Below are 25282 nucleotides of genomic sequence, written 5' to 3' on the forward strand. Positions count from 1 at the left end.
CAAATCACCGTAAAGAGTGGGCGGCTTCATGTAGTGCCTGGACCAGTTGTTCAATGTCTTGATGCCGGTGCGCGGCAGACAGGGAAATGCGTAATCGGGCTTGATGGCGGGGAACGGTGGGCGGTCGTATGGCCGGTGCCCAAATACCTTTTTGAAGGAGCGTTTCGGATAGCTGCAAGGTGGGTTCGACCTCGCCAATCAGCAGGCTTTGTACCGGCGTCTTGGACGGAGCCAAGCGCCAGGGCAGATTCCGGCTCAGGGTTTGCAGCGTTTGGATGTGTTCTGTCAGCAAGGTCCGCTGTGCTTGAGCTTGTTTGATTAGTTGCAGACAGGCCAGCAAGGATGCGCAATGAACTGGGGCCAGCCCGGTGCTGTACACATAGCTGCGAGCCGATTGAGTGAACCAGTCCGCCAGGCTATGGGAGCAGGCGATAAACGCGCCGCCTTGACCGGCTGCCTTGCCAAAAGTCCCCAGATAAATCAGGCGCTGACGTTGCGTGGTCTTGAGCTGAAAATGTTCCGGCGCGCCGCGTCCGTTTTCACCCAATACCCCCAGGCCATGCGCATCGTCCAGATACAACAAAGCATCGTGGCGTTCGCATAAGGCGATCAGTTCATTAAGCGGGGCAATCGTTCCGTCCATGCTGAACAGGCTGTCCGAGATCACCAGCTTGAACCCTGTCGTAGGGCGGCTGAGTAAGTCATCCAGGCGTGCCATATCCCTATGGGGATAGACGCGTAAACGGGCGCCGGATAGACGGCTGGCATCAATCAGGCTGGCGTGGTTCAGCCTGTCACAGAAGATCGTGTCGCCAGTGCCGACTAGCGCGGGAATGACACCCAAGCTGGCCTGATAACCACTGACAAAAAGACGGCTGGCCTCAAAGCCACTCCAGTCTGCAAGATCCTGCTCCAGTGCCTGAGCCTGTGCATGATGCCCACAAATCAGCGGAGATGCGGTGGCTCCGGCGACGTCCTGTGCTTGTAGCTGCTTGAGCGCTGGGTGCTGACTCAGCCCCAGATAGTCATTTCCGGCGAAATTCAGCAAGACCTGGCCATTGCGTTCGATATGCGCGTTTGGCAAGGGACGGCTGATGGCTCTTTGTCGCCACAGCTTCTTGGCTTTCAACGCCTTCAGTTGTTGATCCAGGTGAGAGAGAAAAGCACTCATGACGGCAAGGCCCGGTATTGAACCGACAAGCGGTTCCAGCCCCGATAGGCGGGAAGCTGAATGCGTTCACCTTGGCCTAATTGAAGGCGAGGTAATAAAGGCAGGAACTGCTCAAGCGTCAGCCTGGCTTCCAACTGCACCAAACCAGCACCCAGGCAATGATGAATTCCGTGGCCCATGGAGAGCTCGGCCTGATTGTTGCGATTGAAATCCAGCTCGTCGGGATGGGCAAAAATCTCCGGGTCCCGGTTGGCAGCGCCCAAAAGCAACAGCAGCAATTGTCCCTTGCGTAAATGCTGACCGTGCCAGTGCTGGTCCTGCATCAAACGTCTGGCTGTGTATTGAATCGGGCTGTCGTGGCGCAGCACCTCTTTGATCGCGGCAGGAATCTTCTGGGGATTCGATAGCAAGTCTTGCTGCTTTGTGCAGTCGTCCAGCAGAGTTTGAAACAAGGAGCTGAGCAGATGCCGGGAGGTTTCATAGCCGGCAAAGAGCAACATACAGGACTGCGCCAAACGTTCGCGCCTGCCTTGAAGAGAGAGTTGCTTGTCATGCAAAAGCCGCCAAGCCAAGCCACCTTCTTGTAGGTTGGCGCTGTTCCCCAGAAAGTCGGCCATATCCAACAAGGCGTCCTGCGTGTCCATCAACAAGGGCTGATCTGGTGTCGCTTGTCCAATAAAACGCGCCAGTTGCTCTGACCAGGCCTGAAAAACAGATAAGGGTAGCTGCTGCAAACCGAGTACATCCATCATGACCAAGGCGGGGAGCGGACGGCAGACTTCATCCACCAGATCGGCAGAGCCGTGCTGTAGTTTGTTTTCCAAGCCCAGGTGGATTTGCGCAACGCGCTTTTCAATGGTGCCGTGTAGGGTGTCCAAGGCCTTTGCGCTAAAGGCGGCATTCACCACTCGCCGGACACGGGTGTGACGGGGACGATCCAGAAACACCAGTGTCCTGGCCATCAAGCCCTTGAAGGTTTGCAGACGCGGGGAGGGGTTAGCAACTGCTTGAGACACCCACCCACCAACACGCCGCACACTTAAATCGGGATGCCGCAGGGCGGCTTGGACATCGCCGTGCCTGTGGACCAGCCACGCCCCACCACAGAAATCCGCATCCCACACCAAAGGTGGCCCCTGGCGAAGGCGGGCATAAGCCGGATAGGGAGACGCAAGATTGAAATCGCCAAACATGACACTGTTTCCTGAAGATCAAAGCCAGCGCAGGCTAGCACTTGAGCCGGGAAGAGGCAGTCAGGAGATTGTTTCTATTAATTCTTTCAGGGTGTTTTGAGCTAATTAATGAGTTATTTGCCGTTTATGACTACTGTTAGCTGTTTTTGTGTGACTATTTTTTACAATAAAATTGATGAGCGAATTCGAGGTGATGGTCTTTTCTTTGCAGAAACCCTTTTTTTCTATGATTTAAAATTTTGTTTAAAATCAGATGCTTATGGGGTGGTGTAAAAAAAGGGTTTTAGTCGCAAAAAAAGCCATAAGATAGAGCCTGATTAGCATTCAGGGATGAATGCTCTAGTTTGCTGCCGAGTAGGCAGCTTAGAAATAATTCGCTGATGCCGATGAATCCCACCACCGGTTTGCTGCCGAGTAGGCAGCTTAGAAAAAGTACCGCCGGATGGGGAGTGGCACCTGGTTGTTTGCTGCCGAGTAGGCAGTTCAGAAAAAGTATGGGCTGTGCTTTTTGCTAGGCGTTAAGTGTGGCGCGTCGTAAGCAGTTGAGAAAAGCTTCTGGGTTTGTATCGTGCGCAGATAAGGTTTGCTGCGATAGAGGCCGCTGAAAAGGTTTAAATTTCGGATGCCCAGCTAGCTTTTTGTCGTAGGCCATCGCCTATCTAGTGGCAAGGCCAGTGCTGGTATCGGCCCTGCAGCAATGGCAGGCTAGGACTACCGCCCTAGTCTGCTATTTATTCCAACTAATCACCGGGCATCAGATGCTGCTGGCAGTCCATCATTACTCAGTTGTTCGGTTTTACGCTGCGGCAACTTCCCGTTCAAAATAAAGTACGCCAGCAGACCGATCACCAGTCCCCAGAAGGCCCCGCCGATGCCAAATAGTGTGATGTTGGCGGCTGAGGCCAGAAAGGTGATTAACGCTGCCTCACGCGATTTGATGTCCGCCATGGCGCCGGCCAGGCTGCCACCAATGGTTCCCAGTAGCGCCAAACCCGCCAGGGTGGTGATGAAGGTTGCGGGGAAGGCCATGAACACGGCGGCCAGCGTCAGGCCAAAAACACCGACAAGAATGTAGAACACGCCGGCTGCAATTCCGGCAACCCAGCGTTTGGAGGGATCCTGGTGCGCTTCTGGCCCGGTGCAAATGGCAGCGGTAATGGCCGCCACATTCATGGCGTGAGAGCCAAAAGGAGCCATGATCAGCGAGCCCAGACCGGTTACCCACACAATCGGGTTGGCGCTGGTACGAAAACCGTCGTTACGCAGGACCAGCATGCCTGGCATGTATTGGCCAGTTAGCGTAATCAGAAACAAAGGCAAGGCCACGCTCAGCAGGGCATTGAGCGTAAACACCGGCATGGTGAACACCGGCGCGGCCAGTTCCAGTTTCAGGCCACTGAGGTCGACGCGATGCTCCAACAGCAAAAAGCTCAGGCCCAGGATCAGAATGCCCACCACAGCATAGCGTGCGGAAAAGCGTTTGATGATCAGGTAGGCCAGGATCAGCAAGCCTGCCAGTTTCGGGTCCAGTGTCATGCTGCCAAATGCCCCAATGCCAAATTGCAGCAGAATCCCGGCCAGCAGGCCGGCGGCGATGCCGTTGGGAATCAGGCGGATCAGGCGCTCGAAGTAGGAGGACAGACCCAGGGCGACGAAGGCTGCTGCCGAGATCAAGTAGGCGCCGATGGCTTCTTCATACGGCGTGGTGGCCAGCGCGGTTACCAGGAAGGCGGCAGCCGGGGTTGACCAGGCGGTGATGATGGGCTCGCGCGAGACCCAGCTCAAGAGCAGGCCGGTAACGCCGACGCCAATCGAGATCGACCAGACCCAGGACGCGGTCAGCTCGGGGCTGAGCCCGGCAACTTTGGCGGCCTGGAAAACCAGAATAAAGGTGCCGCCGTAGTTAACGATGACCGAGATGAGGCCGGCCACGATAGGCGGGATCAGATCGCTGACTAAATAGGATGAGGATGATCGAGAGGTAGACATAGTGCTCTGCGCTTTCCAAAAGGAGAGATGACAAACGAGCACTAGTTATAGCGACTAAATGGACTGGTCTGATAGGACGCTTTTCTGGTGTGTAGCAGACCACTTTTGAATTAAGTAGGTGCCTGACTATATTGAGTGGGGTGGCTACGTGATTTTTGAGGGTGGCCCGAGCTGGATTAAAGCTGGGCTGCAAAGCCACTAATGGTGGCTTTATGACGAGTTGCTCGTCTTGTGAATCGCGTTTTTCATGATAGTACTTTTTATTGCTGCACGTCGTGAATAATGCTGCCGCAACCGCAACCGCAACCGCAACCGCAACCGCAACCGCAACCGCAACCGCAACCGCAACCGCAACCGCAACCAACAAATATATCGGACTTTTGATTCTTGGCGGGCTAGAAATAAGAAAGCGGGGCAGCTTGCAGGCTGCCTCGCTTTTTTGCTGAACTCGCCAGAGCTAGTGGCTCGGTGCTCAGTTTTCCTTGAATTGCAGCCAGCCGTCGTCCAGCCAGGCATTGAGCATTTCACGTTCGTCTTCATCCAGGGCTTCAAAATGCTCGCTGGGGATTGAGAGCTGACGCTGGTCAGCCAACAATTTCAGCGCCGGGCTGGCCGGGCAGGGGGCCACTTCACCGTTGATATACAGCTCATCGCCTCGGTACATCATGCGCGAGCAGCGGTCCAACGCCAAGCGGCCTTCAGGCAGCTCGGGGTCGTGCAAATCAACCGGATCTTCGGCAATGTCGAACCAGCTATTGCTGGGCAATTCGGTCAGCCAGACACCCAGGAAGCGAGAGGCCAGTGCCTCATCAAAACGAATGGCATTCAAGGCATCCAGCGACTTCTGAATCAGGTTTTCCGGCAAGGCGGCAGGTGTGGTGCTGGCCTGTGCGTCTGGGTCGGTGTAGCGCTGTTGCATGGACTCGGGCATGGGTATTGGCGGGTCGGCATACAGACCAAAGCCTTCACCACTGGCGGCGGCCAGTTGATCTGAGGCGGCATCCATCAAACCCCGAGCCAGCGTTGCCTGGGTGGGCGAGCGAAAGCCGATGGAAATCGTCATGCAGTCGCCAATCGCAATCCCGTCATGTGCTACGTGCGGGGGCAGATACAGCATATCGCCGGGTTCCAGGGTGAACTCTTCCTCTACCTGAAAATTGCGCAAAATCTTCAAGGGCAGATCAGGCACCAGACTCAAGTCTTTTTGCTGGCTGATGCGCCAGTGACGCTTGCCGTGGGCTTGCAGCAAGAACACGTCGTAGCTGTCGAAGTGCGGGCCTACGCCACCGCCGTCAGAGGCAATACTGATCATGGCATCATCCAGACGGGCATCGCCAATGAAGCGGAACTGACGCATCAGGGCTGCGGTATTGTCGTCGTGCAGATCCACGCTTTGTGCCAGGGCGGTCCAGTTGGGCTGTGAGGCGGGCGGCAGCTCGTCAAACGGCCCGGTTTCCATTTCCCAGTCGTCGCCGTCATGGATGATCAGGCGCGATTCGACTTCTTCGCGCGTTACCAGTTCGCGGATATTGTCTATGCTCAGCGAGTGCTTGAAATTAGGGATGGCGCCGCGTATCAATAACGGTTTGCGTTGCCAGTAGGTTTGCATGAACTCATGCGCGCTGATGCCGCCCAAAAGGGTCAATGGCTGATCGATAGTCATGGACTGCCCGAACAAGAATTAAATTAGCCCGTAGCTTAACTGATCCGGCCTGTCACGGCTTGGGCGCAGTTAGCTGATAAGACGTGTATAGCGCAAAGAAAGCAGAAAAATAGGGGCAAAATGCTGTGGCCGCGTTTGGGCAGGGATGATTGGCAATCAGTCAATCAGTCAATCTAGACAGGTACGTCGATGCTCAGGTTTTTCCATAGGGGCCTGGTAGGTAGACTGGCTAGACCTTTGCTGATGCCGTGGGGGCTTTGGTGTCAATGACACAGAGCAAGCAAAGGTCGTCAGATAAGTATCCAGAGAGCAGGCTGAAAGAACGGCCTGAAAAGGGAGCCGCCCAGGCTCCCTTGGCTTGGTCTACCCAGCGGATTTCATCTCTTTTTTCCAGCGATACAGCAGATCCAGGGCATCGCGTGCGCTCAAGTCATCCACATCCAGTTGCTTGAACTGATCCAGCAGTTCCAGTGCCTGTTCTGTGGTTGGGTCAGACTCTGTCGCCGTGGCTTCAGGCGCACTACCTGCATTGAACAGATCCAGTTGTGCACTAGGATCATTTTGTGCTTCCAGACGGCTTAGTTCACGGCTGGCCTGACGGATGACTGCAGAGGGGATACCGGCACGTTGCGCAACCTGAATCCCGTAACTGCGACTGGCCGGACCTTCCTGAACTTCGTGCAGGAACACAATGCCCGAAGCCGATTCTGCGGCGGCCAGATGCACATTGGCAGCCGCAGGCAATTCGTTGGGCAAACGCGTGATTTCAAAGTAGTGCGTGGCAAATAAGGTCAATGCCTGATTGTGGCTGAGCAGGCGATGCGCGATGGACCAGGCCAGGGCCAGACCATCGTAGGTGGATGTCCCACGGCCAATCTCATCCATCAGCACCAGGCTGTAGGGGGTGGCGCCGGCCAGAATCGCGGCCGCTTCGGTCATTTCCATCATGAAGGTGGAGCGGCCACCGGCCAGGTCATCAGCCGCGCCGATACGGGTAAAGATGCGATCGATCTGACCAATACGGGCCGTGTTGGCCGGCACAAAGCTGCCGATGCGGGCCAATAAGGCAATCAAGGCAACCTGTCGCATATAGGTGGACTTACCACCCATATTCGGGCCGGTAATCAGCAACATGCGGCGTTGTGCATGCATCTCACAATGGTTGGGTGTGAAACGCTCGATACTGTGTTCCACCACGGGATGACGACCCGCTTCGATCCAGATGCCCGCTTGCTCGCTTAGTTCGGGGGCGACCCAGTTATTGTCCAGTGCATGCAGCGCCAGTGAGGACAGGGTATCCAGTTCCGCCAGGGCGCTGGAGCACAGGGCCAAGGGACCCGCGTAGCTTTGCAGCTTGTCCAGCAATTGATCGAACAGGAACTTCTCGCGGCTCAGGCTGCGGTCCTTGGCGGACAGGACTTTGTCCTCCCATTCTTTTAGCTCAGGTGTGATGAAGCGTTCGGCGTTTTTCAGTGTCTGGCGGCGGCGGTAATCGTCGGGGACTTTGTCGGCCTGACCTCGGCTGACCTCAATAAAGAAACCATGCACACGGTTGTATTCGACGCGTAGGGTGGCGATGCCGGTACGTTCGCGCTCTCGGGCTTCGATCTTGACCAACACATCGCCGCTGTCGCTGGCCAAGCTGCGCAATTCGTCCAGGTCGGCATCGTAGCCATCGGCAATAACACCCCCATCCCGTACGAGCAAGGCAGGCTCGGGGGCGATAGCGGCCTGCAGCAAAGAGGCCAGCTCTGGGTCCAGCGCCAGGTTTAACAAATGCCCATACAAATGTTCAGACTGAGCAAAGTTGTGTTCTAGTTCCTGACGCAGCTCGGGTAGCGTTGCCAGCGCATCGCGCAAACTGGCCAGTTCCCGTGGACGCACGCTGCGTAAGGAAATACGCGTGGCAATACGCTCCAGGTCTGGAAAACGACGCAGGGCATGGCGCAGCACACCCAAAGGATCGCCTGCATTCAAGCTGGCGCTTTGCTGGGTTTGGAAAAATAGGGACACCACATCCTGACGTTGCTGGACGGCGTGGTTCAGACGCAAGGGATGGTGCAGCCAGCGACGCAGCAAACGGCTGCCCATGGGGGTCTGGCAATGATCCAGCGTAGAGAACAGCGTCGGGCTGGTTTCACCGCTAATGGTTTCGGTAATTTCCAGATTCTTGCGCGTGACCGTATCCAGCACCAGAAAGTCCGAACTATGCTGAACACGGATAGCCGTGATGTGAACCAGGGATTGGGATTGCGTGCTGCCGACATAACGCAGCAAGGCTCCGGCTGCCGCCGTAGCCGCAGGCAGATCGTCCAGACCAAAGCTGGCCAAAGAGTCCAGATCGAAATGGTCCAGCAGGGTTTCGCGTGAACCGTCTTGCGCAAAGTGCCAGTCCGGCAAGGTGTGGCAACTGGCTTGTGGCAGTTCCGGGGCAGGGCGCAGCGATTCGGGGTAGACCAGCTCGACGGGGCCGATACGGTTCAGTTCCGTGTCCAGCATGTCCGGCTCGCACTGGCTGACCAGAAACTCGCCACTGGCCAGGTTCATCCAGGCCAGTCCGACCATTTCCTGGCGTTGTACTTTGATGAGTGTGCATGCGGCGATCAGGCGATCTGCCTTGGGAGGCAGCAAGGCATCATCGGTCAGCGTGCCGGGGGTGACTACGCGCATGATCTTGCGCTCGACCGGTCCTTTGCTGGTAGCCGGGTCACCGACTTGCTCACAGATGGCGACGGATTCGCCCAAAGCGACTAAACGCGCCAGATACCCTTCCATGGCATGAAAAGGCACACCTGCCATTGGGATGGGCTCGCCGTTGGAGGAGCCGCGCTTGGTCAGCGTCAGGTTTAGCAGGCGCGCGCCGCGCTCGGCATCGGCGTAGAACATCTCATAGAAGTCCCCCATCCGATAGAACAACAGATGCGAGCCGGCCTCCGCTTTGAGCTGAAGGTATTGACGCATCATGGGCGTGTGGGCGGACAGATCGGCAGCAGAAGTCATAGCGCAGTTACAGGTCAGGGAATTCAACAACAAGGCCGCCCAGAAGGCGGCTGAGTCGATATTGTAGCGAGGGCAGTCAAGCGGAGGGGAGGGAAGCGGCTGATTTAGTCCCGGGTGTTTCCTCTTACGGAGCAGGGATATCCCGGTTTTGAGCATAGAGGTGCCTAATGCAATAATGGAAATGATAATTACTTCTATTACGAAAACAGGATGTTCCCATGCTCACACGTTGTCTTGCTTTGTCTGTCTTGTCTGCCGCTTTGCTCAGTGCCGGATCGCTTGCTCACGCCCAGCCGTCAGAGGCTGTCTCGCTGCCCTTGACGCCGGAGCTGGCACAAAAAACCTCGATTACAGCAGAAGGAGCCTTGCGCAAGGATCTGGCCTACGGGATTTATCAAGCGGTTTACAGCCCCTTTGATAATTCCTTATATGTGGCCTCGGCAGAGCGGGCGCCGTCGGTTCGTGGCGGCGTGATCTATAAGCTGGACCCCATCACCCTGGATGTGAAGGGGACCATGTATACCGACCAGAGCAATTTCGGCCTGGCAAGGAACGCCTCGGGCGATACGTTGTACGTTACCAATAGTCTGGCGGCTGCCGTCTCCAAAGTAGGGCTAAAGGGGGACGGAAACATAGAGCGCGTCCACTTCAACAATAAGAGTTTTGATGACACCAAAATGGGTCCGCGCACGATTCGTCACGATCCTCAGCAAGGTCGTATCTATGTGGGAGCCGTAGGCGCGCCTGCCGTGATCTGGGTGTTGGATGATCGCACTTTGGAACTGATCGACACCATTGAAAATGCAGGCAAATGGGTCACGGGGCTCTTGGTGGATTCGGCCTCGCATCGTCTGTATGCCGCCAATGGTGATGGTGAGGTGATGGTGGTGAATACCCAAACCAATCAGATTGAACAGCGCTGGAAACCGGCGGGCGTCAAACCCGCCTTGCTCTTGAATTTTGCGCTGGACTCCAGCCGCAATCGTCTCTATGTGACAGAGACCAAGGACCAGAAAACTGTGTATGTGCTGGATGCCCGAGACGGCAAATTGCTGCAGACACTGCCGGTGGGCGACGCGATGGATATCTTGTACAACGCCGATCGTGATGAGTTGTACTTGACGCATCGTGAGCAAGGCAAGGTATCCGTGTTGGATGGCGCCAGCTATGCGGTCAAGGCGCAGTACAACTTGCCTGATAACCCCAACAGCCTGGAACTGGGTCCGGACAGCCAGTTGTACGTAACCGTTAAGGCGCCTGCTACCCCGCAGTACAAGGCCAGCAAGCGTGAAAGTGTGGTGCGCATTGATCTGAAGAACATCAAGGGTTGATGGGTAATCGTGATGACTTTTTTATTCAAACCTTGCCTGGGACGCACTTTGGCCTTGTCCTTGTTTGCTCTTCATGTTCAGGCTCAGGCCCAAGACAATGTCAATCGTGCCCAGACGCAGGAGTTATCCACCATTACCGTCAATGCCAGTGCCGATGCGTCGCGTCAGGGTTTGCTGCCGGAGTATGCCGGCGGCCAGGTCGCCAGCGGAGGCCGGGTTGGGATACTGGGTTCCCTGGATAATATGGACTCGCCCTTTAGCGTCAATAGCTATACCAGCCGCTATATCGAGCAACTGCAGGCGTCCACGGTGGCCGATGTGGTGCGCCATGATCCTTCCGTGCGTGTGGCCCGTGGTTTTGGCAACTTCCAGGAAAGTTTTTTCATCCGGGGTTTTTTGACGGCTTCCGATGATATTGCCTACAACGGCCTGTTTGGACTGCTGCCCCGACAAGCGACGGCTGCGGAACTGGCCGAGCGCATTGAAGTGCTGCATGGAGCAGGGGGTTTTCTGTATGGTGCCGCGCCCTCTGGCGGTGGTATTGGCGGCACGATTAACGTGCTGCCCAAACGCGCCGGTGAGAACCCGCTGACCAAGCTTGGTGTGGGTTATGGCAGTGGCGGGCAAAGCCAGATCAAGGTGGATATGTCGCGCCGTTTTGCCGATGATGCGGCCGGTATTCGCGTCAATGCCATCAGGCGTAGTGGCGATACGGCTGTCGACAATGAACATACCCGTCTGGATCTGTACACGGTGGGGATGGATTGGCGTGGTGAGCGCGTACGGTTGTCGGCGGATCTGGGCTATCAGGAGCACAAGCTGCGTGAAGTCCGGCCCAATGTGGCGTTAAAGGCGGGCCTGTCCGCCTTGCCGGACTTGCCTTCACATAAGCGTAACTTCGCTCAGCCCTGGACGTACTCCAATGAGGAAACCGTTTTCGGCACCCTACGCGGGGAATATGATCTGAATGATTCCATTACCTTGTGGGCTGCCTATGGCATGAAACATGGCAAGGAAGATAATCAGCTTGCGACTCAGACGGTCACGGATGCGGTATCTGGCAAAACCACTTTCTCACGTTTCAACAATTCCCGACGCGATGATGTGAAAACAGGCGAATTGGGTTTGCGGGCCCGTTTTGAAACCGGGCCTGTGCTGCATGAACTGGTGGCCGCCGCCTCCTTGTATGACCACAAGGAGAAAAACGCCTGGGCCATGGGCAGCAAGCAGGACAGCAATCTTTATGATCCCGTGAACCAGGCCTTGTCGCCCATCGCCTTTACAGGTGGTGATCTGGGGTCTCCGGCGTTGGTAGGGCGCACCCAATTGACCAGTTATACCCTGGGTGATTTGATGTACCTCTGGGATGATCGGTTGGAAGTGATGCTGGGCTTGCGCCATCAAATTATGGAAACGCGCAGCTATGACTACGGCACCCAAGCCTTGCAGCGCAAAGACCGTCAGCAACATACCAGCCCTGCAGCGGGTGTGGTGTTCAAGCTGACGGATGAATGGGCCCTGTATGGCAACTACACGGAAAGCCTGGCACAAGGTGATCTGGCACCGACTCGCTTTAATAACCAGCCGGTTCAAAACGCCGGGCAGCGCTTGTCGGCCTTTGTGGCCAAGCAAAAAGAGCTGGGGGTCAAGTACGACAACGGTTCTCTGGGCGGCGGGCTAACCTTCTTTACCACGACTAAACCGCGTGGCGTGGTCAATGACGATCTGCGTTTTGTGGAAGCGGGCAAGGACCGCCATAACGGGCTGGAGTTAAGCTTTTACGGTCAGTTGACCGATTCCTTGCGCATTCTCGGTGGTGTGACTGCCCTGGACACCAAGCAGAAAAACACGGGTGATCCGCTTAGCGAAGGCCAGCGAGTGATTGGCGTGCCGCGCTGGCAAGGCAGTCTGGGTTTGACCTGGGATGTGCCGCAGGTGACGGGCTTGTCGCTGGATACACAGCTATTGGCCACTGGTGCCCGTTACGCGGATTCGGCCAATGCAATCCGTGTGCCAGGCTGGGTACGCTGGGACCTGGGGGCCAGCTACCAGCGCAAGATCTCCGGTGTGCCGATGACGTTCAGGGCCAGTGTCGAGAATGTCGCCGATACGACGTATTGGGCTTCGGTAGGCGGTTATCCCAATAATGGCTATCTGGTCTTATCGCAGCCACGCACCTTCATGTTGAGTATGTCCGCCGAGTTTTAAGGACGGGGCAGGGGAGGCTCTCCCCTGCCAGCTTTTTACTGCCTGGTTTTTCCTGACAATGAGGTAATGCGATTCTCCGCTAATCCGATTCGGCCTTATATCGGTTCGTCCAAGCCTGCCGCGATAATTTTTACAAAATAAATGTCCGGAAAATGGGCTCTCAAACGTCTTTATAGGGAAGGCCTGAAAAAGGATCTCTTTCCTTTCCCCCCTGTTGCGCTGTTTTGCCAGGGCCCTAGGCCCGTTGTTAAGTCGCGTTGAGCCAGTGTAGGGGTGAGCAAGCCCCTTTCTTTTTGACCACTATTATTTTTTGATCACCTGCCCGCCATGAGCCGGGCGGGTGTAGATCCACGGGATTATGTATGAAGTCCAAAGCAGTGAAGCGTCGCTGGGCGTTCGCCCTGGTGGCGGTGCTGGTATTGGGGGCGCTGGCCGCACAGGCCGGGCGCTCGTCAGAGCAATTTGAAACGGTAGCCGTAGAGCAAGGCGATATACGCGCGACCGTTGCGGCGGTGGGAACCTTGAAGCCCAGTCGCTATGTGGACGTCGGGGCACAGGTGTCGGGGCAGATTACGGCGTTGCCGGTTGCGCCGGGCGATCAGCTTGAGCAGGGCCAGTTGCTGGTGGAAATTGACCCCAGTGTGCAACAGGCCTCGGTCGATGCAGGCCGCGCGTCGTTGGCGGCGTATCGCGCTCAGTTGGCCGAGCAGCAGGCGCAGCTTGTACTGGCGCGCCAGCAGTTGACTCGACAGCGTCAATTGGAACGCCAGCAGGCCAGCCGTCAGGAGGATATACAAATTGCCCAGGCAAATCTGGCGACGGCTCAGGCTCGTGTTGCCCATGTGCAAGCGCAGATGGAGCAGACCCAGGCCACGCTGAAAGCGGACGAGGCCCGATTGGGCTACACGCGCATTTACGCACCCATGAGTGGCACCGTTATTGGTGTACAGGCGCGTGAAGGGCAAACACTGAATGCCACTTATCAAACCCCCACTATTTTGCGTATTGCCGATTTGGGCACCATGACGGTGTGGACCAGTGTGTCCGAAGCGGATATCCGCCGTATCAAACCGGGTATGGCCGTGACCTTTACAACCTTGGGCGAGCAGGGCGAGACACAGGCGCGTCAATGGCAGGCTACGGTGCGGCAGGTCCTGCCGGCGCCCGAGGGCAGCGCGCAGGAAGAAACCGCCGCAGCCACCCCGAGCGCCACCAAGGCCATCATGTATACGGTGCTGTTTGATGTGGACAATAAAGACGGCGCGTTGATGCCGCAGATGACCGCGCAGGTGCTGTTTGAAATTGATCGTGCCGATCAGGCTTTGCTGGTGCCCTTGGCGGCCTTGCGCCCTGACCCGCAGCGCGGTCCCGATGCCTTCAAGGTGCCCGTGCTGGAGCAAGGCAAGCTGCAGGAAAAACCGGTCAGCCTGGGGGTGCGCAATCGACACCAGGTGCAGGTTCTGGATGGGGTGGCCAAGGGTGAGCAGGTGGTGCTGGCCGTGGTGGCGGCTGAGCGTGGCTGGCGGTGGTTGCAATGGTAGGGGCTGCACCGTCTTTGATTGAGCTGCGCGACATCTGCCGTATCTATGGTGGCCCGCCCAGCACCAAACCGGCTGTGCAGGTTTTGTTCGATGTCAGCCTGAGCATTGAGCCGGGCGAGTTTGTGGCGATTGTGGGGGCGTCGGGATCGGGCAAGTCGACTTTGATGAACCTGCTCGGTTGTCTGGACAAACCCAGCAGCGGCACTTATCTGTTCCAAGGCCGGGATGTTGCACAGTTAAGCGCGGATGAGCTGGCTGCCTTGCGTCGGGAGACCTTTGGTTTTGTGTTTCAGGGCTATCACCTGATACCTACCGAAACGGCCAGTGAAAACGTGCAGATGCCCGCCATTTATGCGGGCCTGGACGAGGACGCGCGTGCTGCACGTGCCGCAGAATTACTCAGCAGTCTGGGACTGGCGGACAAGCTGGACAATCGCCCAAATCAGTTGTCTGGCGGTCAGCAGCAGCGCGTGTCCATTGCCCGTGCCTTGATGAACGGTGGCCGAGTCATTCTGGCCGACGAGCCCACGGGTGCGCTGGACTCACGTAGCGGTGCGGAAGTCATGGCTTTGTTGCGCGAGCTGTCGGATTCCGGGCACACGATCATTCTGATTACGCACGATCATCAAGTGGCTGCGATGGCGGACCGGGTGATCGAGATTCGTGATGGCTGCATCTTGTCCGATAGCCGCTCCGATGCGGCCCAGGAAACAAGGGCCAAGCCGCCTTTGACGGAGTCGGCGCATCGCCGCTCGCCCTGGCTCTCGGAAATCAAGGATGCGGCACGTAGTGCCTTGCGCAGCATGCTGATCAACCGGCATCGCACCGCCTTGACCTTGCTGGGGGTGATTATTGGTGTGGCCTCGGTCATTGTCATGCTGGCCGTGGGCGAGGGCGCGCGTCAGCGGGTGATGGATCAGATGGGCACGATGGGCACCACCATCATGTACTTGAGCAGTTCCTCGCCTCCCAATGGTTTGCCCAAAGGACAACTGACCGAGGACGATTTGGAGGCGGTCGGTGAACTGCCCCTGATACGGCGTGTGATGCCGGTGATCGGTGATCCCATTACGGTGCGCAGGGGCCGTGTGGACCGGCAGGTGTATGTGTTTGCCGCCAATGAAACCATGCCGGATATTCACCGCTGGCAGTTGGCACAAGGCCGTTACTACACCGATGCCGAGGACCGGGATCTGGCCCCTCTGGTTGTGCTGGGACATCGTGCCGCCAAGCATTTCTTCCCCGATAGGGATGTGCCTTTGGGGCAGCAGCTCCTGATCGGTAATTCGCCTTTTGAGGTGATCGGGGTGATGCAGGAGCGCGGTGCCGACTCAGGCGCACAGGATTATGACGATATGGTGTTTGTGCCTTATCACGCGGCGCGTGCTCGTGTGTATCAGGCTCAGACGCAACCCGATTATGTGGTGATTGATGCGCGGGACAGCGCGACCGTTCTGGAAGCGGAGCAGGACATGCGCCAGTTGCTGACACAACGTCACGGTGGGCGCGAGGACTTTTCAATCGGCAATGCGGCGGCTCGCTTGCAGGCCGAGGCGTCCACGCGTCAGGCCATGAGCATGATGCTGGGCCTGATTGCCGCCGTGTCTTTGGTGGTGGGCGGTATTGGCGTCATGAACGTGATGTTGATGACGGTGCGTGAGCGCACGCGGGAAATTGGCATACGTATGGCCACGGGGGCGCGACAAAGCGACATCATGCGCCAGTTTCTGACCGAGGCGGTGTTGTTGACGATCACAGGTGGCTGCCTGGGTGTGCTGGTGGGGGCTGTGGTAGGTATTGGTTTGATTTTTGGAGGGGTGGATGTGGTGTTTTCCTTGCGGGCTGCTTTGGGTGCCTTTGGCTGCGCCGTGGTGACGGGCATGGTTTTTGGCTATATGCCCGCACGGACGGCGGCCGTACTGGACCCCGTTCAGGCTTTGGCGGGGGAGTAAGCATGGCTCAGTACCGATGGATAGCAGGGGCTATGAGCACGCTGGTGCTGCAAGCGTGCAGTTCCTTGTCCTCTGATCTGGACAAGACAGCACCGACGCTGCCCCAGGCTTATCAGCAACAAGGCAAGGTGGCTTCTGAGCCGGTTCTGGCCCAGGTGGAGCCGCAGTGGTGGCGCGCCTATAACAGCCCCGCTTTGAACAGTCTGATGCAGGAAGCCTTGAAGGATGTGGCGGTGCTACGTCAGGCTCAGGCTCGGATCTTGCAGGCGCAGGCCCAGGCACGCATTGCCGGAGCCAGTTTGCTGCCGGAATTGCAGGGCAATCTGTCTGTGCAAAGAGATGCGCCGTTTTCTTCCTCGCATGGAGACTCTCGCTCGCAATATGTGGCCGGTGTATTCATGAGCTACGAGCTGGATGTGTGGGGGCGCCATCGTGCTCAGGCCGACAGCGCCGTGTTCCTGGCTCAGGCGGCGAATTACGAGCTGGACGTGCTGCGTGTCAGTGTGCAGGCGCAGGTGGTGCATTTAAGCTTGCAGGCTCTGGGTGATAAACAGCGGGTCGCCATTGCCCGTCAAAACCTGGCCGTTGCACAACGCTTGTTGAGTTTGCTGGAGGCCCGCTTGCGGGCGGGGGCGGCTTCGCCTTTGGAGCTGGCACAGCAACGTCAATTGCTGGCTTCGCAACAGCGCAAACTGTTTGTGCTTGAAGAGCAGGCCATGCGCACGCGGGTGGAGTTGGCGACCTTGTTGGGCCGTACTGAAATCATGCCTGAACCGCAAGAAGATATTGCCAGTTTGCAGGTGCCGGAGCTGGAGGCAGGCTTGCCTTCACAACTGCTTTCGCAACGTCCTGACATTGCGCGCATCGAGGCCCAATTGTCAGCGGCGCATGCCGATGTGCGGGTGGCGCGCGCTGCCCTGTATCCCAGCCTGACTCTGGGGGCGCGGGCAGGGGCATCGGGCAATCATTGGGAAGAAAGCTTGCGCCATCCGGTCTACAGCCTGATCAGTGGACTGGTGGCTCCTATCTTCAATGCGGGTCGTCTGGAGGCGGGCAAGGATTTGAGCGACGCCCGTTTGCAGGAGTGGCTGGTGCAGTATCGTCAGACCATTGTGCAGGCCTATATGGATGTGGAAGGTGTGCTGGCGCAACTGCATAGCCTGGATGCTCAGGCGCAGATCATGGAACTGGAGTGGGAGCAAGCCAGGCTAGCGTTTCAACTGGCCGAAGCACGTTATCGCTCCGGCTCGGAAACCTTGCTGTCTTTATTGGATGCGCAGCGTACCTTGTACGCCGCTCAGGATGTGCGCGTCAGCTTGATGCAGTCGCGTTTGCAGTCCCGCGCGGCGCTGTTCAGAGCGCTGGGCGGGGGCTGGCAAGCCGGTTCAGGCGGCCTGGCTGATCAGGGGACGGTGGCAGAGGCTGGGGTCTAGCAGGCTGGCAGCGGCCTCGTCCAGCAGGATGTGGGTGTTGGCGTGCTGCTTCAAGGCAGTGAACGGCAGCTCGGGCGTGATACCGCCTTCCTGATAATTGAGCATGGTGCGAGCCTTGTGCTCGCCGGTGACCACCAGGGCAATTTCACGGGCGCTCAGAATATCGGCAATCCCCATGGTGATGGCCGATGCTGGCACTTCGTCCATGGAGTCAAAAAAGCGGCTGTTGTCGATACGGGTGCGCTCGGACAGGGCCACCACATGCGTGCGGCTGTCAAAAGGGGTACCCGGTTCGTTAAAGCCAATGTGGCCGTTGGTGCCCACGCCCAGCAGTTGCAAGGCGACACCACCGCTGGCGGCAATGGCCGCGGAGTAGTCCTGGCAGTGCTGTTCCAGTTCTTTGGTCAGGCCATTGGGCAGGTGTAGGCGCGCGGCATCAAAAGGCAATTGGCTGAACAGGTGCTGGTGCATGTAGTAGGCGTAGCTTTGCTCGTGCTCAGCAGATAAACCGACATACTCATCCAGATTGAAGCTATTGATCTTGGACACATCCAGCGCATTGTCACGCACGTCCTGCACGAAACGGGCGTAAATGGGTTCCATGGTCCCCCCGGTTGCCAGACCCAGCGTCGCTTGTGGATCCTGACGAATAATGTCCTGAAGACGGGCGCTCAGGTGTGTCGCAATGGCGGCGGAATCGGGGAAGACTAAAAACATGATTTTTTTCTTCGTATGGCTCAATAAGTTGAAAAAAAACTTCGCCGCAAGCACGGCGAAGTTTGATCTTTCGAGATTCTAATGGGACAAAAGCGTAACGTCAGTATTTTTTGCAAGCAAGTGACACCGGCTTAGACATCTTGTTTGCCGGTCTCTCCCAGGAATCCGCCGCTTTGACGAGCCCATAAACGGGCATACAACCCGCCTTTTTCCAGCAATTGCTGGTGGCTGCCTTGCTCGATGATGCGGCCCTGGTCCAGCACAATCAAGCGGTCCAGTGCCGCAATGGTGGACAGGCGGTGGGCAATGACGATCACTGTCTTGCCTTGCATCAGGGTGTTCAGGCTTTCCTGAATGGCGGCTTCCACTTCGGAGTCCAGTGCGCTGGTGGCTTCATCCAGTAACAGGATGGGGGCATCTTTCAGCATGACGCGGGCAATGGCCACACGCTGACGCTGTCCGCCGGACAGTTTCACACCACGTTCGCCCACATGCGCGTCCAGACCTTCACGGCCCTGGCGGTCGTGCAGTTGCGGGATGAAGTCGGCAGCGGCGGCACGCTCTACCGCCATATGCAGCAACTCGTCGTTGGCATCGGGGCGGCCATACAGAATGTTGTCGCGCATGGAACGGTGCAGCAGGGAGGTATCCTGCGTCACCATGCCAATGGCAGCACGCAAACTGTCTTGCGTGACATGGGCAATGTCCTGGCCATCAATGCGGATGGTGCCGCTATCGACATCATGGAAACGCAGCAGCAGATTGACCAGCGTGGATTTGCCCGCGCCTGAACGGCCAATCAGGCCAACACGTTCGCCCGGTTTGATCACCAGGTTGAGTTTGTCGATAACCTGACGGCTTTTATCGCGGTAAGCAAAGCTGACGTCCTGAAACTCGATACGGCCTTGCTCGATTTGCAGGGGCTTGGCATCGGGTGCATCCACCACGGTGGGTTTTTGCGTCAAGGTATTGATGCCGTCCTGAATCGTACCCACGTTCTCGAACAGGTTGGTCAGCTCCCACATCAGCCAATGGGAATGGCCCGACAGCCGTAATGCCATGGCAATGACGGCCGCCACGACACCGGCAGTGGATTGATCAATCGACCACAAATACAAGGCTAGGCCCGCCGAGCTGATCAGCAAGACTGTGGCCAGGACGTGGTTGGTCACTTCAAACAGGCTGATCAGGCGCATCTGGGCATGGCCCGTTTCCTGGAAGCGGCGCATGGCGTTTTTAGCGTGGTCTGCTTCGCGGCGTGTGTGGGCAAACAGTTTGACCGTGTTGATATTGGTGTAGGCGTCGGTAATGCGGCCCGTCATCAAGGCGCGGGCATCGGCCTGCTCCGCCCCGACTTTGCCCAGACGGGGCACAAAGTAGACGCAGGCTAATGCATAGCCCAGCAGCCAGAACAGAAAGGGCAGAATCAGCAAACGGTCAAAGCTGCCGGCCAGGATTAGAATACCGATCAGGTAGGCGCTCATGCCCACAACCACTTCCACGGCCATGAACAAGGTCTCGCGTACCGCCAGAGCGGTTTGCATGATTTTCGTGGTGATACGACCGGCAAACTCGTCGGCGTAAAAAGACATGCTCTGGTTCAGCATCAGTTTGTGAAACAGCCAGCGCAGACGCATGGGAAAGTTGATGGCCAGCACCTGGTGCATGACCAGCGTATGCAGGCTGATCAGGGCCACGCTGCTCAGTAAAACAGCGGCAATCGTCAACAGGGTGCCACCTTGCTGGCTCCAGAACTGGGCAGGTTCAATCGAGGGCAGCCAGTCCACGATATAGCTGAGCAGGGCAAACAGCATGGCTTCGTAGGCTGATAGGCCAATTGAGGTCACGGTCATCAAGCCAATCCAGCCACGCGAATTTTTCGTACAGGCCCAAATGAAGGGGAAAAAACCTGTTGGGGGAGGGGCGACGTGTTGTTCGGGGTAGGGGTTTAATCGACGTTCAAAAAATGACAGCACCGAATGGGCTCCAGCGGACGGCCTCAAGGATGACAGGGCCGTTTAGACAAATAGAAAACCGCTCCCGGGGGATGAAGCGGCCATTTTTGATGGTACAGCAGTCATTCTGCCTGGCTGAAGAAAACCTGATAAAAACACAGTCTTTGTGTCGTGGAAGTGTCAGATATTGACCACGATGTACGTTTGGGCAGCGAGCAGGGCAGATGCCACGCAATCTTCTTTGTCAGAGCACGGGCTGCGTAGTGTCCGGCGCCTAGCGTTCGGGGAGGCTGAAAGGATGGGTACGCCAACGCCGCTGCTCGGACGAACTGTTTATCGAACAAGTCAGGGCGCCTAAGAAGCATTTGGGCCCGGATCACGAAATCCAGGCCCGAAGCAGAGGCAATCATCTCTGGAAGGCAAGCAGGCTTAGTAAGCCACCACCTGCCCGTCTTTACGTGGGTCGGAGCCGCCCACGTAATGATTGCCCTGGCGCAGAATCAGTTGTGCCCCGCCAAAAGCGAACACACCGCTGCCGGGTTCAACGACGACTTCATGACCACGCTCGCGCAGGGCCTGCACCAGAGCGGGGTCAAAGCTAGGTTCTACCGCCACGCCACGGCCACCTGTTACACGCCAGCGTGGCGCATCGGCAGCAGCTTGCGGGTTCTGGCCGTACAGCAGAACACGCAGCGCCATTTGCATATGGCCTTGAGACTGGAAGGGGCCACCCATCACACCAAACGACATTTGCGGCGTGCCATCGGCATTCATGGCAAAGGCAGGAATGATGGTGTGAGAGGGACGCTTGCCACCGGCCACTTCATTCACATGGCCGGGACGCAGGGTAAAACCATGGCCACGGTTCTGCATGCTGATGCCGGTGCCGGGGACCACCACCCCGGAACCAAAACCCATATAGTTGGACTGGATCAAGGACACCATCATGCCGCTGGAATCGGCCGCGGTGACATAGACTGTGCCCGAGGGACCGGGCAGGCCGTGCTTGGGGTCGCCGGCCTTGTCCCTTTGAATCAGGGCAGCGCGCTCGCGCAGATAAGTCGGGTCCAGCAGATGCTCGGGCTGATGAATCATGTGCTCCAGATCGGCGTGGTGCTCGTACAGATCGGCAAAAGCCAGCTTCATGGCTTCAATGCTCATGTGTACCGTGTCGATATGATCGAGCGGTTGCTGACCGACGCCGGCCTGCTCCATGATGCCCAGTGCCATCAAGGCCGCCAGACCCTGACCGTTGGGGGGGATTTCATGAATGACCGATTGGGCAAAAGGATGGCTGATGGTGCCACACCAGTTGGCACGATGTTCGGCCAGATCCTGTTCGTCCATGGCACCGCCATGCAGGCGGGAGAAGTCGGCAATGCGCTTGGCCAGTTCACCCGTATAGAAGTCCTGGCCCTGGGTGGCGGCGATACGTTCCAGCGTATTGGCCTGGTCTTGATTCTGGTACCACTGGCCCGCCACAGGCGCTTTGCCATCGCGTAAAAAAGCGTCCGCAAAACCGGGCTGATCGCCCAGGCGCTGACGGCCCAGTTCCCACAAGCGTGCAATAACCGGCGAGACCGGAAAACCTTCTCGGGCGTAATGAATGGCGGGGGCGGCGACTTGCTCCAGACTCAGACGGCCCAGCTTGCTGGACAGCTCGGCCCAGGCAGAGACGGCACCGGGAACGGACACGCTTTCCCAGCCCTTGTCGGGGACAGTCGCGTGGCCTTTGAATCGATCCGGCGACCAGCCACGAGGCGAGCGCCCGGAAGCGTTCAAGCCATGTAACTCTTTGCCATCCCAAACGATGGCAAAGGCATCACTGCCTATGCCACAACCCGTGGGTTCAACGACCGTCAAGGCAATGGCAGCAGCCAACGCTGCGTCAACTGCATTGCCACCGGCTTGCAGCATGCGCAAGCCCGCTTGTGCGGCTAAAGGGTGGGAGGTGCTGACCATGTTTTGGCCAAGTACCGCAGAACGGGCGGACGGGTAGGGGTTGTTCCAGTCCATACAGGTGTCAGTCTTGTTCATTGAATCTGTATTCCAGTCAGTTGGATCAGGCCTTGCCAACGTGCGCTGTCCTCGCGAACCAAAGAGACAAACTCTTCCTGGCTGGTGCTGCGGGGCAGGTCCACGCCCAATGCTTGCAGGCGTGAGCGTACGTTGGGGTCCTGAGTGGCATGGGTGAAAGCCTCATAAGCTTTATCACGGATCTCATCGGGCAGGCCTGCGGGTGCGTACAGACCAAACCAGGTCACTGATTCATAGCCCGGCAGGCCGGACTCTTGAAAAGTGGGTAAATCGGGGGCCAGCGGCGAGCGTTGTGGGCCGGTCACCGCCAGGGCGCGCAATTGGCCGCTGTTTACATACGGCATTCCGGTGGGGATGGCGTCCAGTAAAACATGGATCGAGCCGCCCAGCATATCGTTAATGGCCTGACCGGTCCCCCGGTAAGGAACGTGCGACATGACGATATCGGCCTGATTCAAAAAGGCCTCGGTGCCCAGGTGCACGATGGTGCCATTGCCACTGCTGGCGTAGTTCAACTCATCGGGATGGGCACGGGTGTACTCAATCAGTTCCGGCAGGGTTTGTGCGGGGACGGACGGGTTCACCAGCAAGACACTGGCGGCATCACCCAAGTGGGCGATGGGGGTGAAGTCTTTGTCTGCATCGTAGGGTAGAGACTTGTACAGATGTGGCGCAATTGCGTGGGTACTGCTGGTGGTGAACAGGAGGGTGTAGCCATCGGGTTTGCTGCGGGCTACTTCGGCTGAACCAATGGTGCCGCCTGCGCCCGTGCGGTTGTCCACGATGATGTTGGTGTTCATCGCTTTGGCAGCGCTTTCGGCAATCAACCGGCTGATGACGTCAGTGGCACCACCAGTGGGAAAGGGGACGATCAGGCGAATGGGACGATCAGGCCAATCGCTGGCATGGGCCGCCGGCACGCTGCTGACGGCCAGAATGGCACCCAACAGGGTTTGGGCAAGACGTCGCCAGGGGCGGTGGATCGAAGGGGGGTGTGCGGTGCTTGCAGTGTTGCTGGGTGTTGTCATGGCTCTCTCCTCAATCAAGAGATGATAGAAAAGGCGATGATGCCGAACCAGCAACAAATAAGCAGGTCAGCGTTGCTATTTTGGCAAAGCCTGCGGGTCGACTTCAAGCTGCGGCAGCAACTCGTCCAGAAAGCGGCGAACAATAGAGGGCAAGCGGCGGCCAGCCAGGGCCTGTACTTCGATTTGGCGGTTCAGTAAGCCGCGTTCATGGATGAAACTGGCTTGCAGCAAACCTTGCTCAATCAGGTGACGGGCTGACAGCAGGGCCGATACGGTCACGCCTGCGCCGGACAAGGCAAATTGATGCAAGGATTGCATGTGATTGCTGCTGAATACCGGGTCCAGGCTCAGATTTTGGGCGCTGCAGGCCACGTCCATCATTTGCCGCACCGTGGTGTCCGGACCGGGCAAGGCCAGGGGGTGGGCCAAGAGGCTTTTCAGGCTGATGCGTTCGGTGCGGGTGACGGGGTGGCCGGGAACAGCCAGAGCCATTACCGGGGCATCGCGGCGGAACAAGGTCTTGATGTCTTTTTCAGCCGTCTGGGTAAATTTGATGCCGATATCTATCTGGCCGCTTAACAGCAGCATGCTGATCCGCTGTGGTGGCAGCACGTCCAGCAAAAAGCGTATGCCTGGGTGTTTTTCACGAAACTGCGCGATGCACTGGGGCAGCAGTTGGGCGGCTAAACCTTCCGAGGAGGCAATGCGGATCAGGCCGGTTTGCAGCCCTTGCAAAGCGGCAATATCGTGCAAGGTGCGCTCGGCATCCATGGCGCTGCGGCGGGCATGGGCCAGCAGCAATTCGCCCGCCGCGGTCAGGTTCATGCCACGGGCATGGCGCTCGAATAAGGCCATGCCCAGGTTTTCTTCCAGCCCGCTGATCTGGCGGCTGATGGCCGAGGTAGCCACATGCAGATTGCTGGCCGCCTGCGAGATAGAGCCACAACGCGCGACTTCCTGGAAGTAGCGCAGTGCGGTTTCTTGAAGGTGGCGTGGGTTCATATCAGACTGCCGCGCAACTGGGCGGCAATCTCGTAGGAGCGCAAGCGCTTGCTGTGATCAAAAATATTGGCGTTCAGCATCAGTTCGTTGGCGCCCGTTAGCTGAATGAAGCCTTTCATCTGTTCAAGCACTTGCTCCGGATTGCCAATGGCTGTACAGCTGAGCAGGGAGTCCAGCAGGTGCTGGGCCGGTGGGCTGCATTGCTCGTAGTAATCGCGCACGGGTGGGGGCAGTTGGCCGGGGCGACCGCTGCGCAGGTTCACAAAAGACTGTTGCCAGGAGGAGGCCAGTAGCTTGGCCTCGTCTTGCGTATCGGCGGCAAAGACGTTGTAGCCCAGCATGACGTACGGTTTTTCCAGATGCACGGAGGGCTGGAACTGACGGCGGTAAACCTCAATAGCATCCATCAACTGAGCAGGCGCAAAATGCGAAGCAAAGGCATAGGGCAAGCCTAGCGCGGCAGCCAGTTGAGCACCAAAGAGGCTGGAGCCCAGAATCCAGACCGGCACATTCAGACCACGACCGGGCACGGCCATGATGCGGTTGCGCGGTTCGTCGGACATATAGTCCATCAGCTCCAGTACATCGCGTGGAAACTGGTCCGGGTCGCTGTTCAGATTGCGGCGCAAGGCGCGGGCGGTTTCGGGGTCGGAGCCAGGGGCACGGCCCAGGCCCAAATCGATACGGCCAGGGTACAGAGAGGCCAGTGTTCCAAACTGCTCGGCAATCACCAGAGGAGAGTGGTTAGGCAACATGATGCCACCTGCGCCCACACGAATGCGGCTGGTTTGACCGGCAATGTGCCCGATCAGGACCGAAGTGGCTGCACTGGCAATACCGGGCATGCCGTGGTGTTCGGCCAGCCAGTAACGGTGGTAGCCCCATTGCTCGGCATGACGGGCAATATCCGCCGAACAGCGAAAAGACTGGGCCGGGGTGGAACCCTGAACAATAGGGGATAGGTCTAGGACGGAGAGCGGATAGCTTGGCTTCATGGCATCGGATTCAAATTGGACTCGGGATATAGTCGATCCATCGTTAGGCAGCGTCAAGTAAACCCAT

At 57.7% G+C, this 25282-nt stretch carries 16 protein-coding genes; 5 read left to right on the top strand and 11 right to left on the bottom strand.

Annotation, left to right across the window (positions count from 1 at the left end; genetic code table 11):
* Positions 1-4: 4 nt before the first annotated feature.
* The 5 genes from OKX01_RS04620 to mutS form a co-directional block, all read right to left on the bottom strand.
* Positions 5-1171 (bottom strand): aminotransferase class I/II-fold pyridoxal phosphate-dependent enzyme, encoded by a 1167-nt coding sequence (locus OKX01_RS04620; protein ID WP_264672543.1) that lies wholly within the window; start codon positions 1169-1171, stop codon positions 5-7.
* The gene (locus OKX01_RS04625; RefSeq protein ID WP_264672544.1) at positions 1168-2364 is read right to left on the bottom strand and encodes a cytochrome P450; all 1197 of its coding nucleotides are present in this window, start codon (positions 2362-2364) and stop codon (positions 1168-1170) included. The genes OKX01_RS04620 and OKX01_RS04625 overlap by 4 nt, the downstream gene beginning before the upstream one ends.
* A 744-nt stretch (positions 2365-3108) precedes the next feature.
* A complete protein-coding gene (locus OKX01_RS04630; protein WP_264672545.1) occupies positions 3109-4353 on the bottom strand; it encodes a benzoate/H(+) symporter BenE family transporter in 1245 nt (414 codons plus the stop codon).
* Positions 4354-4825: 472 nt separating this feature from the next.
* Entirely contained in the window at positions 4826-6016 is a 1191-nt protein-coding gene (locus OKX01_RS04635; RefSeq protein ID WP_264672546.1) for a JmjC domain-containing protein, read from the bottom strand.
* A gap of 363 nt (positions 6017-6379) precedes the next feature.
* The gene (mutS, locus tag OKX01_RS04640; protein WP_264672547.1) at positions 6380-9016 is read right to left on the bottom strand and encodes a DNA mismatch repair protein MutS; all 2637 of its coding nucleotides are present in this window, start codon (positions 9014-9016) and stop codon (positions 6380-6382) included.
* A gap of 218 nt (positions 9017-9234) precedes the next feature.
* Between mutS and OKX01_RS04645 the strand changes: the two genes are divergently transcribed.
* The 5 genes from OKX01_RS04645 (at position 9235) to OKX01_RS04665 (ending at position 17481) form a co-directional block, all read left to right on the top strand.
* The gene (locus OKX01_RS04645) at positions 9235-10347 is read left to right on the top strand and encodes a YncE family protein (protein ID WP_264672548.1); all 1113 of its coding nucleotides are present in this window, start codon (positions 9235-9237) and stop codon (positions 10345-10347) included.
* Positions 10348-10359: 12 nt separating this feature from the next.
* Positions 10360-12555, top strand: coding sequence for a TonB-dependent receptor (locus OKX01_RS04650; protein ID WP_264672549.1), 2196 nt, complete (start codon positions 10360-10362; stop codon positions 12553-12555).
* A 362-nt stretch (positions 12556-12917) separates the two neighbouring features.
* On the top strand, positions 12918-14096 hold the full coding sequence (locus OKX01_RS04655; RefSeq protein ID WP_264672550.1) for an efflux RND transporter periplasmic adaptor subunit: 1179 nt from the start codon (positions 12918-12920) through the stop codon (positions 14094-14096).
* Positions 14090-16048 carry an ABC transporter permease gene (locus OKX01_RS04660; protein ID WP_264672551.1) on the top strand — a complete coding sequence of 653 codons (1959 nt, stop codon included), beginning with the start codon at positions 14090-14092 and terminating at the stop codon, positions 16046-16048. The genes OKX01_RS04655 and OKX01_RS04660 overlap by 7 nt, the downstream gene beginning before the upstream one ends.
* A gap of 32 nt (positions 16049-16080) precedes the next feature.
* On the top strand, positions 16081-17481 hold the full coding sequence (locus OKX01_RS04665) for an efflux transporter outer membrane subunit (RefSeq protein ID WP_264672552.1): 1401 nt from the start codon (positions 16081-16083) through the stop codon (positions 17479-17481).
* Here the strand turns inward: OKX01_RS04665 and OKX01_RS04670 are convergent.
* The 6 genes from OKX01_RS04670 to OKX01_RS04695 form a co-directional block, all read right to left on the bottom strand.
* A complete protein-coding gene (locus tag OKX01_RS04670) occupies positions 17434-18198 on the bottom strand; it encodes a glucosamine-6-phosphate deaminase (protein ID WP_094195878.1) in 765 nt (254 codons plus the stop codon). The genes OKX01_RS04665 and OKX01_RS04670 overlap by 48 nt on opposite strands.
* Before the next feature lie 131 nt (positions 18199-18329).
* Entirely contained in the window at positions 18330-20174 is a 1845-nt protein-coding gene (locus OKX01_RS04675) for an ABC transporter ATP-binding protein (protein WP_264672553.1), read from the bottom strand.
* Positions 20175-20582: 408 nt separating this feature from the next.
* Entirely contained in the window at positions 20583-22190 is a 1608-nt protein-coding gene (locus OKX01_RS04680) for a gamma-glutamyltransferase family protein (RefSeq protein ID WP_264672554.1), read from the bottom strand.
* On the bottom strand, positions 22187-23218 hold the full coding sequence (locus tag OKX01_RS04685; protein ID WP_125276983.1) for a Bug family tripartite tricarboxylate transporter substrate binding protein: 1032 nt from the start codon (positions 23216-23218) through the stop codon (positions 22187-22189). Before OKX01_RS04685 ends, OKX01_RS04680 begins: the two co-directional genes overlap by 4 nt.
* Positions 23219-23293: 75 nt before the next feature.
* Positions 23294-24220 carry a LysR substrate-binding domain-containing protein gene (locus OKX01_RS04690; protein ID WP_094195882.1) on the bottom strand — a complete coding sequence of 309 codons (927 nt, stop codon included), beginning with the start codon at positions 24218-24220 and terminating at the stop codon, positions 23294-23296.
* Positions 24217-25215, bottom strand: coding sequence for an LLM class flavin-dependent oxidoreductase (locus OKX01_RS04695; RefSeq protein ID WP_094195883.1), 999 nt, complete (start codon positions 25213-25215; stop codon positions 24217-24219). Before OKX01_RS04695 ends, OKX01_RS04690 begins: the two co-directional genes overlap by 4 nt.
* Positions 25216-25282 lie beyond the last annotated feature (67 nt).

Origin of the sequence: Alcaligenes sp. SMD-FA, from assembly GCF_025960365.1 — a bacterium.
Classification (GTDB): Bacteria; Pseudomonadota; Gammaproteobacteria; order Burkholderiales; family Burkholderiaceae_B; genus Alcaligenes; species Alcaligenes aquatilis.